This is a genomic window from Sporosarcina sp. NCCP-2222 (assembly GCF_023168145.1).
GTDB lineage: Bacteria > Bacillota > Bacilli > Bacillales_A > Planococcaceae > Sporosarcina.
Window position 1 is genome coordinate 237,507 of sequence record NZ_BQYK01000006.1, and the last position, 14,823, is coordinate 252,329.

The following is a 14,823-nucleotide window of genomic DNA, read 5'->3' on the forward strand; positions in this document are numbered from 1 at the left end:
TACAATAACCCTTTGTGATTCTTTGTGTGCGACAGGCTTGTTTCGCCGAGCAGATATTGGCAGCTGGACAGAGGAGACGTACTTTAACTTGAATATTTGAGCAGTGGGGAAAGACATTCGAGCTCTTATAGAAATATACGAGCGGTACGCGATGACTTACGAGCTCTCACAGAAATAAACGAGCGGTACGCGATGACTTACGAGCTCTCACCGGAATATACGAGCGGTATGCGACGACTTACGAGCTCTCGCAGAAATATACGTGCAGTCCACTCTTCCTAAATCAAAAATCAGGTGAAGAGCAACGAATTGTTACTCTCCACCTGCAGCCTATCTATTATTCTTTTAAATCTTCGATTGAGTCAATATCCATATATTTCGGTACGACGAGGCCGATTTTGACGCCTTCCATGTTGACGCCGAGCTCATCAAATTTACCATCGAATTTGTCGGCATACGTTTTATGCGTGACTGGAAGCCAAGCTGCTAAGGATGCGTCGGCGCTTCCATCTGCAATCGCAGTCCATAACGGACCGGCTTCGACTTGTGTCAAAGTCACTTTGTAGCCCATGTCTTCCAAGACGGTCTTCACAACATTGTGGCTGGCGATTTCGCTGTCCCATGCGACATAGGCAAGATTGATTTTATCGCCATCGACCGGATCTACGCCGTCTGTCCACTCGGAAATCTTATCGGCATTAGCGTCCACCCAATCACGGGCTGCGTCTTCTTCCTTAGCCCCTTCTTGGATTGCTACCATGACCGAGCCCATATCCTCTTCTGTCCAATGGAAGTTTGAGAGGATTTCATATGCTTCCGGCAGGTCATCTTTCAAGCCTTTTCTGGCAATGGTACGGATTTGTTCTTCCCCGCCGTATACACCTTTCGGATCATCAAGATACTTCAAATCAAACTTCGCGAATTTCCAATGCGGCGTCCAGCCTGTTACAATGATCGGCTCTTCTTTGTCATATGCTTTTTTCAAAGCTGCTGTCATGGCTGCTCCTGAACCAGTCGTAACTGTCCATTTGTCGAGACCGTATTCTTCAATTGCTTTATCTGTCGCTTCCATGATACCGGCACCTGGGTCGATTCCAGTAATTTTATAATCAACAGACTCTCCTACTGAAGAGGAGGAACTTCCGCTTGCCCCCTCATTTTTTCCGGCATTGTCGTCTTCATTGCCACAAGCAGCTAAGCCGATTGCAAGCATTGCTGCCGCTCCTAGTCCAAAAAATTTCTTCGTAATATTCATGATAAAGTTCCCCCTTGTTTTTTCTTACCTGCATGTTGTGTAATCCGGTCGAGAATAATGGCTACGATGACGATGGATAATCCGGTTTCAAACCCGACACCCGTTTTTAATTGGGTCACCGCCCGATATACTTCTTCTCCAAGACCTGGTGCGCCAACCATCGATGCGATAACAACCATGGAAAGCGAAAGCATGATGCTTTGATTGACTCCCGCCATGATTGTCGGCTTTGCCAGTGGAATCTGCACTTTAAGGAGACGCTGCCATGTCGTGGAGCCGAATGCTTCCGTCGCTTCAATCAAATCCTTTGGCACCTGCTCAATACCGAGCATCGTCAGCCGAATGGTCGGTGGCATAGAAAAGATGACCGAGGCCACTACGCCCGGCACGACGCCGATATTGAAAAAGAAGATGGCCGGTAGTAAATAGACGAAGGCTGGCATCGTCTGCATCAGGTCTAAAATCGGACTGATGATTTTCTTAGCCGTCGGCTGCTGCGATCCCCAGATGCCTAACGGGATGCCGATTATGAGCGCGATGACAACAGATGTGATGACAAGTGCCAGCATCTGAAGCATCGAATGCCAGTAGCCAAGATAATCGATGAATAGCAGGCCGATCAGCGTGAAAATCGCAATGCGCCGAGTGGACAGCAGCCAAGCGACAACCGCAAAGAGCACGGCAAGTACGATGGATGGCACCCACGCCATTAGATCAACGGCACCTTCCACCGTTCCTTTTAAAAATCCTGAAAGCCCATCGAACACGGATCCGAATTGTGTAACCAGCCAATCAATGCCCGTATCAATCCAATCGGCAAATGGCAGTCTAGGCAATAATTTATTCATTGCTCGCCACCTCCAACTCTACAGGCTTCGCTTCTTCTATCGTTCGGCTGTCGTTAATGAATTGCCCATCCCCAGCTAGCGCGCCAATCATTGCCCCCCGGATAATGATGCCTTCTAAATGATTGCGTTCGTCCACTACCGCCATTGGAATAGTCGTTGTCGATACCGTATCAAACAGCTCCGTCAATACGGTATCTGATGATGTTGTGGGCACATCTTTGATCAGCACCTCTTCCAATGAAGCGCCAGATTCAGAAGCCGCCACAGTGTCTTGTGCCGTAACAGCCCCGAGCAGGCGGTTCCCTTTGTCGACGACATAAATAGAGGAAATGCGGAGCTGCTTCATTAAGCGCAAGGCAACCCGCGGTCCCCGGTCAACTTGGACGGTGTCAGCTTTTTTCATAATATGGCCCGCCGTCAATACTTTGGATAAATCAACATCCTCGACGAATTTTTCAACGTATTCATTCGAAGGGCTCATCAAAATTTCTTCCGGTGTCCCAATTTGAACGATATCGCCGTCTTTCATTAGAGCGATCCGATCCCCGATCCGGAGTGCCTCATCCAGATCATGTGTAATAAAGATAATTGTCTTGCCCATGTCGTGATGCAATTGAAGCAATTCATCCTGCATATCTTTTCGGATTAATGGGTCCAGTGCGCTGAACGCCTCATCCATGAGAAGAATATCGGGATCGTTCGCCAGCGCCCTTGCCAAGCCGACGCGCTGCTGCATTCCTCCGCTCAATTGGTTCGGATATTGGTCTTCATAACCAGCCAGGCCGACGAGCCGTAAGGATTCTTTTGCACGTTCCTGCCGCTCAGCCTTTGCCGTGCCTTGGATCTCCAATCCATATTCCGTGTTCTCCAAAATTGTTTTATGCGGAAAGAGCGCAAAGTTCTGGAAAACCATCCCGATTTTTTTCCGTCTGACATTCCGAAGTTGCTCTTTATTCATCCGTACGATATCGTCTCCGTCGATCCGTATTTCTCCAGCTGTCGGCTCAATCAGTCGATTGAACATACGAACCAGCGTCGATTTACCGCTTCCGGATAAACCCATAATGACGAAAATCTCACCATCGTACACATCGAACGATGCATTTTTCACGCCGACTGTCGTTCCCGTCTGCTTCAAGATCTCCGCTTTGGATTTCCCTTCGTTGAGAAGCTGCGACGCACGTTTACTGTTCTTGCCGAAAATCTTCGATACATTCCTCACTTCTATTTTCTTCTTAACTTCCAATTCTTCCATACGTACACTCCTTACAAACTCAATGTCTACTAGTATATGTGTAGGAAAATATAATTTCAACCGTTTTAACTATATTAATTGTTTGTACAGAAAAAACTGTACAAAACTAACGTATATCATTGCAATTCCAATGTGGATATAATACGCTTAGGAAAAGTGACATGATAATAGCGGAGGGAACTCACACATGGAAGGCAAAGAAGCACTCGACAAAGCACGTGAGCGAATTATTGAGACCATTGCACAGAATATACATTTATACGGTTTGACTTCATCGGCAGGACGGCAATTCGGCACGATGTTCTTTCATAATGAACCGATGACACTTGATGAAATGACAGAAGAGCTCGGCATGAGTAAAACGAGCATGAGCACATCGGTCAGGGCTTTGTCTGATTTGAAATTGGTGGAGCGCGCCTGGAAGCGTGGCGTCCGGAAAGATTTATATCAAGTGAAGGACGATTGGTATCAAAGTTTTATCGACTTATTCTCCATCAAGTGGCGTAGATCCATTTCATTGCACTCCACTGCGATAAAAAAATCATTGAGCGAGTTGGAAAGTTTGGTTGAGGATCCTGAAACGAGCGAGGAAGTGAAAGAACTGGCTCAACAGGACGCTGCTAGACTTGAATATATCCGGGATTACTTTGAATGGCTCGACAGACTCGTCGATGCGTTTGAAAATCATGAAATTTTTAATCTTGTTCCGCTGACGAAAGATCTGAAGGATAAATAAAATAATAAAAAAGCCTCCATCGATTTATTCAATCGGCGGAGGCTTTCTCGTTGCTTATAATTTTACTCGTTGAAGACGCAAAGCATTCAAGACGACAGATACCGAACTGAATGCCATGGCGGCCCCTGCCACCCATGGAGCAAGTAATCCAAGAGCCGCAACCGGAATGCCGATCGTATTGTAAAAGAAAGCGAAGAATAGATTTTGCTTAATGTTGCGCATCGTTTTGCGGCTCATAATGATGGCATCCGCCACGCTATTCAAGTCACCGCGCATGAGCGTAATGTCAGCCGCTTCAATTGCAATATCGGTTCCCGTTCCAATCGCCATGCCAATATCTGCAATGGCAAGTGCTGGCGCATCGTTAATTCCATCACCGACCATTGCCACCTTTTTACCTTGCGCCTGCAGCTTCTTGATTTCCTCACTTTTTTCTTCAGGCAACACTTCTGCAATGACATGGCTCAATCCGACTTGCTGCCCGATTGCTTCAGCTGTTTGCTTGTTGTCGCCTGTCAATAAAATGACGTCCAATCCGAGAGCCTGCATTCGTTTGATGGCAGCTTGAGATGTTTCTTTTACTGTATCTGCAACTGCTACAATGCCTGCAAGCTGTTCATTGACCGCAATAAGCATGGCCGTTTTGCCCTCGTTTTCCATGCCCTCCATTTTCGACTCAATATTCATCAAGTCGATATTCCGGCTGCGCAGCAATTTGCGTGTCCCGACAAGCAGCCGCTTTCCGGCAACTTGTGCTTCAATTCCAAAGCCCGGAAGCGCTTGGAAGGACTCAGGTACAAGTAATTCAATGCCTTTCTCCTTCACACCTGTTACAATCGCTCGAGCCAGCGGGTGCTCCGATTGGTTCTCTGCTGAAGCGACCCATTGCAGGACATCTTGTTCATCATAGCGTTTCGTAACGACAACATCAGTCAATGCCGGTTCACCTTTCGTCACAGTTCCCGTTTTATCCAATACAACCGTGTCAATGGCACGGGTATTTTCAAGGTGCTCACCGCCCTTGAACAGGATCCCCATTTCAGCAGCTCTTCCAGAACCCGCCATGATAGATGTAGGAGTCGCAAGACCAAGCGCACACGGACATGCGATAACAAGGATAGAAATGGTTGGAATCAAAGCTGCCCTGAAGTCTCCTGGTGTGACGAGGAAATACCAATCCAGAAACGCCAAAATGGCAATTCCGACAACGATGGGAACAAAGATGCCGGATATTTTGTCGGCCAAACGCTGGATTTCTGCTTTTGAACCTTGTGCTTCTTCGACAACTTTAACAATTTGGGATAACGCACTATCTTTTCCCACCTTGGTTGCTTTGATTTGCAAAGAACCATTTTTATTGATGGTTGCCCCAATGACAGGGTCCCCCGCAGTTTTATCCACAGGAATGCTTTCCCCTGTAATCATCGATTCATCAATGGCACTCTCACCTGCAATTATTTCACCATCCACCGGAATTTTTTCTCCCGGTTTGACAAGAATGATATTCCCAGCCATGACTTCCTCTATCGGAACCTCGATTTCAACTCCGTCCTTAAGGACACGAGCTGTTTTAGCCTGTAATCCGAGCAGCTTTTGAATCGCCTGGCTCGTTTTCCCTTTGGCGCGCACTTCAAATAGTTTTCCTAGTAGGACCAATGTTAAAATGACCGCCGATGCTTCGAAATAAAGTTCCGGTTCTCCGACTTTGCCGGCCTCCACCCACTCATACGCCAAATAAAGACTGTAAAAATAGGCTGCGCTTGTTCCGAGTGCTACTAAGACATCCATATTGGCGCTTTTATTTCGCAAAGCCGTAAAGGCGCCTTTATAAAACTGCGCTCCGATAATGAATTGAACAGGAGTCGCGAGTGCCAATTGCACCCATGGGTTCATTAAAAAATGCGGCAAGTATAAAAAGGACAGAAAGTTGAAATGAGCGACCATCGTCCATAACAAAGGCAGCGTCAAAATGGCTGAGAAAATGAATTTCCTAGTTTGCCGCTGGATCTCCTGTTCTTTATGATCTACTGTGTCTTTTTTGTCTGATTTCGGAATTAGTTCGTATCCCATCTTTTTCACAGTGCTGACCATTTCGGCAGGAGACGTTTGGCCCCCATCGTAATCGACAGTCAGGGTTTCCAGCGCAAAATTGACCGCAGCATTTGAAACTCCCTCCATTTTGTTAACTCGCTTCTCAATCCGTGCTGCACAGGCAGCACAAGTCATGCCTGAGACATCAAATTCAACTTTATCTTGAATGACGCCATACCCTAGCTTCTCTATTTTCGCTGTTAAATCATGAACATTCGTCTTATTAGGGTCGTAGACGACAGTGGAACTTTCCAAAGCAAAGTTGACATTGGCCTTTTCGACACCTTCCATTTTGGATAGTCCCTTTTCGATCCGGTTGGCACAAGCCGCACAGGTCATGCCATTGATCTTCAAGGTTTTTTCCGTTGTAGCCATTTTCATTCCTCCAATACGGTAAGGGGGTATTATTCTTATAAAAAAGAAGGATCATACGACTGACGTATAATCACTTCTTCCACCGCCCTATACCCCCATATGGTGTAAGCGGCATCGACAACAAGTTATGCAAGGTCATACCCTTGATCTTCAATTGTTTCTTTAATCTTAGTTAATGTATCTTCTTTATCGAATTCAACCGTCACTTTATGATTGGCTAGATCTACTTTAACTGCAGATACACCTTCCAATTCGCCAACACTCGATTCGATTGCATTTACACAATGTCCACAAGACATGCCTTCTACTTTTAAAACTTCCTTCATGATGATTCCCCTCCTGTTTCAATTAACAAACTAAATATAACATACCCCATACTGGTATATCAAGCAAGAAATCAAATCTTTATTTCGTCATAGTTCTCATGACATTCATCAGCTCTTCTATTGCAGCCTCACCGTCCTGCCCTTTAATGGCATTGACGACACAATGATGTGTATGGTCTTCTAACAGTGCCAAAGAAACTTTGTTCATAGCTGATTGAATTGCGCTGATCTGATGTAATATATCAACACAATACCGATCGTTTTCTATCATTTGATGAACCCCGCGTACTTGTCCTTCTATACGTTTCAACCGGTTCAGCAACTGTTGCTTATTGGGCTGGACCGTCTTCTTAGTCGATTCTGTCATATGTTCACTCCTCAGAGTTATTATGATACCCTGTACCCCTAATCTACCACTTGGAGTCCGCAAGAGCAATCATATGGTTCCAATAAACGGCGCTTTCATCCCTTTATATTCCCAAACGCTTTTTTATTTCTTCATGATTTCGCTCAAAGCCAATAAGAACATCCGGCTTCCTATTGAAGCCAAACAGCGATTTTTTCGTAAATATAAATGCTGGGACAATTCGAGAACCATTTAATTGAATGAGCTCCTTCTCCCGTTCTGGTTCTTTCGAAAGATCATAGTGTATATATGAAATATTATTCTTAGCGAGGAATGCTTTAGCATCTTGGCAATCCGAGCAAGTCGGTCGTGTATACAGTTCAAAACGTGCATTTCCCATAAGTCTATACCTCCTTAATAGCTGTAATTTTGATGTCCTATCTTGATACATACGCGGGGTATCCTACTATTCTTCGCTCAACTTCTCTACTCTAATGATAAACATGTTTTCATATACGGTAATAGGGTATTATACCTCATGAGGGTATGCAAGTATTTTTTCTAATTTACCGAACTGCCAACACCGAATCCAGCGGATATTTTAGAAAGGAGAGAGTAGAATGACAAACCATTCTCACCACCAAGAACAAGAAGAGACTTTAAAAGAAGAACATTCGAATCACCACGAACATCACCACCAACACGGGATGGTAAATCACCAAAACCATCACGCCCATATGGTCGGTGACTTTAAAAAACGCTTTTACATCTCACTGCTAGTCACGATTCCTATCCTACTTCTGTCACCTATGATTCAAATGTTTCTAAGCGTTGACTGGAGATTTAACGGAGACATGTATATTTTGTTTGCCCTCTCCACATTTGTATTCTTTTATGGAGGCTGGCCGTTTCTAGCAGGAGCAAAAGATGAACTGAAAAAGAAAAATCCCGGGATGATGACGCTTATTTCGCTGGCCATCGTTGTCGCATATGGATATAGCACCGCCTCTGTTTTCGGCTTGGCAGAAAACGATTTCTTTTGGGAACTCGCAACCCTCGTTGATATTATGCTACTAGGCCATTGGATTGAAATGCGGTCAGTTATGGGGGCTTCAAAGGCCTTGGAAGAATTGGCCAAACTAATGCCTTCCGAAGCGCATCTTATCAATCAGGATGGAAACATTACAGAAGTAGATGTAACCGAGTTGAAACAAGAAGATCGGGTCCTCGTAAAGCCTGGCGAAAAGGTGCCGGTAGACGGAATAATCATAGAAGGTACATCAACCATTGACGAATCAATGTTGACTGGAGAATCGCTGCCTATCGAAAAAGAAAAAGGTGCGGAGGCTATCGGGGGTTCCATTAACGGGGAAGGCTCCCTGATCCTTTCAGTAAAAAAGACAGGCAGTGAAACCTATCTTTCTCAAGTGGTCAAACTGGTCAAAGAAGCCCAAGAATCAAAATCAAGGGCTCAAGACCTCGCCAATCGAGCTGCCAAATGGTTGTTTTATGGTGCATTGGCGGCAGGTGTGCTCACCCTTTCAATCTGGCTGATTCTCGGTTTTCCAGTTTCCTACGCAATTGAGCGAATGGTAACAGTCCTCATTATTGCATGTCCACACGCCTTAGGATTGGCAGCTCCATTAGTGGTCGCCGTTTCAACTTCCATTGCAGCAAAAAATGGACTACTCATCCGAAACCGAGCAGCTTTTGAAGGTGCCCGTAACATAGAAGCGATTGTTTTCGATAAAACCGGTACCCTCACGAAAGGGGAATTTGGCGTAACAAATATCTACCCATTTGAACACTATAATGAAAAAGAGGTGATTTCGTATGCAGCTGCGGTTGAAGCGCAATCACAACACCCGCTTGCCAAAGGCATTATAAAAAAAGCAGAGGAATTAGAATTGCCTCTTAGAAAAGTTGAGAATTTCAAATCGTTGACTGGAAAAGGACTTGTAGGAATAGTTAATGATATGCAAGTAGCCGTCGTCAGCCCCGGTTTTGTTAGAGAGCAAAATCTCTCCTTTGATGAAGGGCTCTTTGATAAATGGTCCAGTGAAGGAAAAACAGTTGTATTTACATTAATTGATGAAACGGTAGCCGGGATGATTGCATTATCGGATATAGTCCGGGAAACGGCAGTGGATGCAATCCAGCAGTTAAAAGAAATGGATATCAAATCAATTATGCTAACAGGAGATAATTCGAAGGCAGCCCATTATATCGGGCAGCAACTTCATATAGAAGAAATTATTGCGGAGGTTCTTCCACATGAAAAATCGGAGAATATTGAGCATATACAGAAGGTTGAACGGCTACGAACTGCTATGACCGGAGATGGTGTTAACGATGCTCCTGCACTTGCCAAAGCCGACCTTGGCATCGCTGTCGGGGCAGGCACCGACGTAGCCATCGAAACGGCAGACATCGTTTTAGTTAAAAGCAACCCGCTCGATGTGGTAAATAGCATTAAACTTTCCAGAGCGACATACCGCAAAATGATCCAAAACCTCTGGTGGGCAGCCGGCTATAATATTCTTGCAATTCCTTTGGCGGCAGGAGTACTTTACAATTACGGTATAGTTTTGAGTCCTGCATTGGGCGCTATCCTCATGTCTCTTAGTACTGTGATTGTAGCCATTAATGCAAGACTGCTAAAGATCTGATTTGGATACATTGATAATAAAACACCTCCGCACAATGCATGCAGAAACAAATACATCCACTGTGTCGGAGGTGTTTTCAAATTATAGATAACCTATCAGGGGTACATGTAAGCTCATGGATGACCTTGATTTTCAGAGTAAAGACGGCCATTTTCCAACCATTAATAGAAAGTTTTTGCCTAAAACGAAGTTGAGTGTTTTCATTCAAGCGCCTTCTAAACAACTGCTATTTTATCCTTAATGATGATGATGATCTTCTGCCGGCTCGGGTTTTACTTGGCATAAAATCGAATCATCATGCTGATGGGCGGCCGTTTCCAACTGGATTGTTACATGATGGATATTTTGATGTGAAAGGTCATGTTCAATTCTTCTAATCACCTGTTCACTTTCGGCAATTGTCATTTGATCGTCAACAACAGCATGGCAAGACAGTGCGTTTAATCCGCTCGTAATGGACCAAACGTGAAGATCATGTACACTTTGCACACCTTTGGCATTACGAATGGTCTGAATGATGCCATCCATATCTACGTTTTGGGGCACCCCTTCCATGAGAACATGAAGTGCTGACTTGGAAACGAAATAGCCGCTGCGTAACACAAGAATTGCGACAATGACACTTGCGAGTGGGTCAGCCCACCCCCAGCCGAAGAACATCATAAGGAGCGCAGCTGCAATGGCCCCGATGGACCCGAGCATATCACTGATGACATGAAGATAAGCACCCTTCATATTCAGGTTCTCTTCTACATCTGCTCCTCGCATCATGATCCACGCAACCAAAACATTAATGGCGAGTCCGATACTGCTGATAATCAACATTCCGGTCGTTGCCACTTCAGGTGGGTTTGCAAAACGTTTGATAGCTTCATAAAAAATGAAGATGGCGATAACAATTAACGTTACACCATTTAGAACTGCGGCTAAAATTTCAAACCGCTTATAGCCAAATGTCTTGCTGCGGCTCGCCACCTTTTCCCCGAGTTTAAAAGCAAGCAACGCAATAGCGAGTGAAATTGAATCGCTCAGCATATGTCCGGCGTCTGCCAAGAGTGCAAGGCTGTTTGTTAGAAATCCCCCCACTGCTTCGACAACCATATAAGTAGTAATAATTACAAAGGAAATGAGCAATACTTTTTTGTTAGCACCGTGCGTGTGATCGTGCGCGTGATCATGCCCCATAAAAATACCTCCTTCATCTTAATTGTGTGCCGCGTGGTCAATGGCCTGTTTCAATAAATTCATGACATGATGATCGTCTTCTGAATAGTAAAGTGTCGTCCCTTCCCTTCTAAACTTGACCAATCGTAGATTCTTCAAAAAGCGCAGTTGGTGAGAGACGGATGACTGGCTTAAATTTAGCGTTTCTGCAATGTTATTTACCGAACACTCTTGCTTGCACAGCAAATTTAATATCCGTATTCTGGTTGGATCACTTAGCGCCTTGAAAGTTTGGGAGACGACGAATAGCGTTTCCTCGTCCAATAGTTGCTCCTCTTCATGCTGATTCACTGTATTTTTATCTTCGTTCATATGTATTTCCCTCCAATCATGGAATTAACAAATTCATATATGAGCATATGTTCATATATTATAATTAACCTTATTAATTGTCAAACCAAAATATATTACCCCCCTATATTTTCTTACCCTTATTATAAAAACAATAACTTCAACCTAATAATCAATGCCTTTTACAGTTCATCTATTTACATACCCTTAAAGGGTATTATAATATAGCAGTAGATCTATCTCTCTAGAAAGGCGTGTCTAACCATGCAAACGGAAAAAAAGGTGAAGCTTGCTGTCAACGGCGGAATTTCATTTGGCGCTAAATTAAACGCTCGCCAATTGATGGCACTTGCTGAGCATTTGGGTGATCAGGAACTGGAAGTCACGACATTCCAGCAACTATATATCGAAGTGATAGAAAGCGAAGTTGAGTTAATTAAAAAGAAGTTTAGCGACGTTGGACTTGCCTGTTATCCGGTCGGAAATTATGTCAAAAGCTTGCGTCATTGCAACTTCTGTAAAGGAGCAGAAGAAGAAGGAATGCCTGTTGCAATCGAGCTGAACAAGCGGATCGCGGGACGTCCTGTTCCATTTACTCTTCGTCCTGCGTATACGGGTTGCCCTATCGGATGCGGCGAACCCCTGGTCAACGACATTGGCGTTATCAAATCAAAAAATGGCTATGATCTCTATATTGGCGGGAATCCAAAAGGCGCTTATGCTAAAACGGGTACTCTCCTCCTCGAACAAGCACAGCCAGAGGAACTGTACGAGGCTGTTGATCAGATAATCGACTTCTATGCCGCAAACGGGAAAAAACGAGAATCTTTCTTTAAGTTTGTGAATCGTGTCGGTGTGGATCGAATGAAACAAGAAATCCATTTGGTTACTGTGTGACAAGCAAAGACAGCCAGTGCAGAATAGCATGCACTGGCTGTTTCGGTTTATTCCACCTTTATCTGCCCCATCATTCCATTGTCCTCATGCTCAAGGATGTGGCAATGAAACATATAAATACCTTTATCTTTAAAATGAACTGCAATTTTCACACGCTCGTCCGGTTTGACGGAAATACTATCCTTCCAGCCCCGTTCATTTTCCGAAGGCTCTTTTCCGTCCCGAGAAATAACCTTGAATTGTGTCCCGTGGATATGGAAAGGATGAATCATTCCTCCCATCATGTCCGGCTTATTGTAAATCTCCCACACTTCCGTGACCCCTTGCTTTTGTGTAAAGTCAATTCGATTTGGATCAAACTTCTTGCCGTTAATTGTCACATGCTCCATCATGCCGAATAGCTCCACTTTTTTAGTAACCGGTAAGTTCTTTTCTTCCTCTGTTAGAATAAAATCATTCATTTCACTCGGCAAAGTACTCTTTTCCGCCTGCTGATCCGAAACATCAAGCGGTAATAGAATCGATCCGTCCTCATTTACTAAAGCCAACTCATCCGTCCTATTCAGACTTGAAAAATCAATGACAATCTCGGCACGTTCCGATGGTGTGAGCGTGATTTCATTCATTTGAATCGGTTCATTTAAAAGGCCCCCGTCCGTAGCAATTTGGACAAACGGATCTCCTGTGTTTAGCTTGAATGTAAAGTTTCTCGCATTGGATCCATTCAGCAGACGAAAACGAACTTGCTCGCTCGGAACAGTCAATCTCGGATTAATTGTCCCATTCACAAGCAATGTATCACCAATGGTTCCATCAGTATTTTTGGCGGCCTCGTAATTCAACTGCTTTTGTTCATCAAACAACCGATCTTGAAAAAGCAAAGGAAAGTCATTTTCTCCATACCGATTCGGCAAACCAAGCCGTTCCGATTTTTCGTCTTGAATATAAAGCAATCCGGCAAGCCCGTTATATACTTGTGCAGCGGTATTGCCTTCAGGATGTGGATGAAACCATAACGTTGCGGCCTCTTGGGCTACTTGAAATTTAATAACCCTTTCCTCACCAGGCTGAATCGGATCGTGAGGTCCTCCATCCATATCCCCTGCAACCTTTAGTCCATGCCAATGGAACGTAGTCGGTTCATCCAATTCATTGATCGTCTTAATTCTGATCATTTCGCCTTTCTCCACTGAAATCATTGGTCCTAGAAACGTTCCATTGTATCCATATGTTTTTGTTTGAATCCCATCATAAAGTTCCGTTTCTCCTTTTTGTGCTCGCACAGTATAAGTTATTTTCTCCCCCGGCTCACGTTGAAGCAATGGAGGAATCTTCAATTCATGCTCCCCTGTCGAGTCATTTAAATGAACAACATCATCATGGCTCGTATGCCCTTCCATCCTAGTCTCATTTCCCTTTTGATGTTCTCCAGTCTCATGAACCTCCGGCTTCGCACTGCAGCCGCTAATCACCATAAGAATGATAGTGCTTACAGCGATCATAATGATTTGTCGCATCTATTATCCGCCTTTCCTCTATATATGTTCCTTATAAGAGTAACGAATAGATATGAAAAAATTATGCAAACGGCATGATGTCTACTGCATTTTTTCAGTAAGACTTCTTGAGTATGTTGATGGCCAACCCCGAGAGTGAAAACAACGCTCGCACCTCTTGTTGGACGGGGATTAGGATTCAAGGTAATATATGTATCATATTGATATCTCACACTACAAATAGAGGAGTGTCCTAGTAATGAAGAAAAAAATACTTGTGTTTCTATCAATGGGCTATGGATACTCCACTGCTGTTTTCTTTTAGCTATTTAAAATTGGCGGAGTCTGTCTAATTTGATAAGAAAACGAGCAGAAAAATACTATAGTAGGTGAGGTAATAAAATGGACGAAAAAATTACAAGGAAAAATCCTGAATCTATGCCGAAACCAGTGGGTCACTACACTCATATCACGAGAGTTCCCAAAAATGCTGAGTTATTTGTTACATCAGGCCAAATTGGTGTTGATATGAACGGCCATGTTCCTTCTGACTTTAATGAGCAGGTAGTGAACACATTCACAAATATAAAAAATCTCTTAGAATCTGAGGAATTAAATTCGGCTGATATTATTAAAGTAAATATTTGGTCAACAGAAGAAATAGATTGGGGCTTCTTTGATTCAGAATGGGAAGCTCTTTTCAACAACAAATTCCCGGCAATGACGATTGCTTATATAAGTAAACTAGGATTACCAGAGTTGAAGATTGAAATCGAACTTTGGTGCGCAAAAGTGATTCCCGCCGAATGAGAAGTTGAAACGTGCCCAGGCTGTTAAAGATACCCAAGAATCCCACTGGGCCTATCTCGAAATTGAAGAAGCCGCTAGAGAGCACCAGTACGTGACATCAAAGGAAGGCATGGAAATCATAAAGTGATTCAAAAATCGAGTAGGAGGGAGTGATTAACTCCCGACCTCTCACACCACCGTACGTACCGTTCGGTATACGGCGGT

General features: G+C 44.0%; 14 protein-coding genes. 4 read left to right on the plus strand and 10 right to left on the minus strand.

All coding sequences use genetic code 11. The annotated features are described in order from the left end of the window. Positions 1 to 337: 337 nt before the first annotated feature. Genes NCCP2222_RS14485 through NCCP2222_RS14495 form a run of 3 tightly spaced genes read right to left on the minus strand, consistent with a single transcriptional unit; the run spans position 338 to position 3,358 of the window. Positions 338 to 1,249 (minus strand): glycine betaine ABC transporter substrate-binding protein, encoded by a 912-nt coding sequence (locus NCCP2222_RS14485; RefSeq protein ID WP_248513079.1) that lies wholly within the window; start codon positions 1,247 to 1,249, stop codon positions 338 to 340. 2 nt (positions 1,250 to 1,251) lie between these two features. Continuing rightward, positions 1,252 to 2,103, minus strand: a complete 852-nt coding sequence (locus tag NCCP2222_RS14490; RefSeq protein ID WP_248513055.1) for an ABC transporter permease — start codon at positions 2,101 to 2,103, stop codon at positions 1,252 to 1,254. Beyond that, positions 2,096 to 3,358 carry a quaternary amine ABC transporter ATP-binding protein gene (locus NCCP2222_RS14495; RefSeq protein WP_248513056.1) on the minus strand — a complete coding sequence of 421 codons (1,263 nt, stop codon included), beginning with the start codon at positions 3,356 to 3,358 and terminating at the stop codon, positions 2,096 to 2,098. Before NCCP2222_RS14495 ends, NCCP2222_RS14490 begins: the two co-directional genes overlap by 8 nt. A gap of 187 nt (positions 3,359 to 3,545) precedes the next feature. Here NCCP2222_RS14495 and NCCP2222_RS14500 point away from each other — a divergent pair, with 187 nt between their 5' ends. Then, positions 3,546 to 4,094, plus strand: coding sequence for a GbsR/MarR family transcriptional regulator (locus NCCP2222_RS14500; RefSeq protein ID WP_248513057.1), 549 nt, complete (start codon positions 3,546 to 3,548; stop codon positions 4,092 to 4,094). A gap of 54 nt (positions 4,095 to 4,148) precedes the next feature. Here NCCP2222_RS14500 and NCCP2222_RS14505 read toward each other — a convergent pair whose 3' ends face one another. The 4 genes from NCCP2222_RS14505 to NCCP2222_RS14520 form a co-directional block, all read right to left on the minus strand. Next, complete coding sequence (locus NCCP2222_RS14505) at positions 4,149 to 6,560, minus strand: heavy metal translocating P-type ATPase (RefSeq protein ID WP_248513058.1); 2,412 nt, start codon at positions 6,558 to 6,560, stop codon at positions 4,149 to 4,151. 125 nt (positions 6,561 to 6,685) lie between these two features. Beyond that, complete coding sequence (gene copZ / locus NCCP2222_RS14510) at positions 6,686 to 6,886, minus strand: copper chaperone CopZ (protein WP_248513059.1); 201 nt, start codon at positions 6,884 to 6,886, stop codon at positions 6,686 to 6,688. Positions 6,887 to 6,965: 79 nt separating this feature from the next. Next, positions 6,966 to 7,253 (minus strand): metal-sensitive transcriptional regulator, encoded by a 288-nt coding sequence (locus NCCP2222_RS14515; protein ID WP_248513060.1) that lies wholly within the window; start codon positions 7,251 to 7,253, stop codon positions 6,966 to 6,968. Positions 7,254 to 7,356: 103 nt separating this feature from the next. Beyond that, on the minus strand, positions 7,357 to 7,632 hold the full coding sequence (locus NCCP2222_RS14520) for a glutaredoxin family protein (protein WP_248513061.1): 276 nt from the start codon (positions 7,630 to 7,632) through the stop codon (positions 7,357 to 7,359). 220 nt (positions 7,633 to 7,852) lie between these two features. On the opposite strand from NCCP2222_RS14520, the gene NCCP2222_RS14525 reads away from it, so the two are divergent. Further along, positions 7,853 to 9,901: a copper-translocating P-type ATPase gene (locus tag NCCP2222_RS14525; RefSeq protein ID WP_248513062.1), complete on the plus strand. Its 2,049-nt coding sequence runs from the start codon at positions 7,853 to 7,855 to the stop codon at positions 9,899 to 9,901. A 237-nt stretch (positions 9,902 to 10,138) separates the two neighbouring features. On the opposite strand, the gene NCCP2222_RS14530 is transcribed toward NCCP2222_RS14525, so the two are convergent. Together NCCP2222_RS14530 and NCCP2222_RS14535 are read right to left on the minus strand one after the other, a co-directional pair. Then, positions 10,139 to 11,086 (minus strand): cation diffusion facilitator family transporter, encoded by a 948-nt coding sequence (locus tag NCCP2222_RS14530; protein WP_248513063.1) that lies wholly within the window; start codon positions 11,084 to 11,086, stop codon positions 10,139 to 10,141. A gap of 18 nt (positions 11,087 to 11,104) precedes the next feature. Beyond that, the gene (locus tag NCCP2222_RS14535; RefSeq protein WP_248513064.1) at positions 11,105 to 11,437 is read right to left on the minus strand and encodes an ArsR/SmtB family transcription factor; all 333 of its coding nucleotides are present in this window, start codon (positions 11,435 to 11,437) and stop codon (positions 11,105 to 11,107) included. Positions 11,438 to 11,680: 243 nt separating this feature from the next. Here NCCP2222_RS14535 and NCCP2222_RS14540 point away from each other — a divergent pair, with 243 nt between their 5' ends. Further along, complete coding sequence (locus NCCP2222_RS14540) at positions 11,681 to 12,313, plus strand: nitrite reductase (RefSeq protein ID WP_248513065.1); 633 nt, start codon at positions 11,681 to 11,683, stop codon at positions 12,311 to 12,313. 47 nt (positions 12,314 to 12,360) lie between these two features. On the opposite strand, the gene NCCP2222_RS14545 is transcribed toward NCCP2222_RS14540, so the two are convergent. Next, the gene (locus tag NCCP2222_RS14545; RefSeq protein ID WP_248513066.1) at positions 12,361 to 13,830 is read right to left on the minus strand and encodes a multicopper oxidase family protein; all 1,470 of its coding nucleotides are present in this window, start codon (positions 13,828 to 13,830) and stop codon (positions 12,361 to 12,363) included. Between the two features lie 381 nt (positions 13,831 to 14,211). Between NCCP2222_RS14545 and NCCP2222_RS14550 the strand changes: the two genes are divergently transcribed. Further along, the gene (locus NCCP2222_RS14550; RefSeq protein WP_248513067.1) at positions 14,212 to 14,619 is read left to right on the plus strand and encodes a RidA family protein; all 408 of its coding nucleotides are present in this window, start codon (positions 14,212 to 14,214) and stop codon (positions 14,617 to 14,619) included. Positions 14,620 to 14,823: the final 204 nt, after the last annotated feature.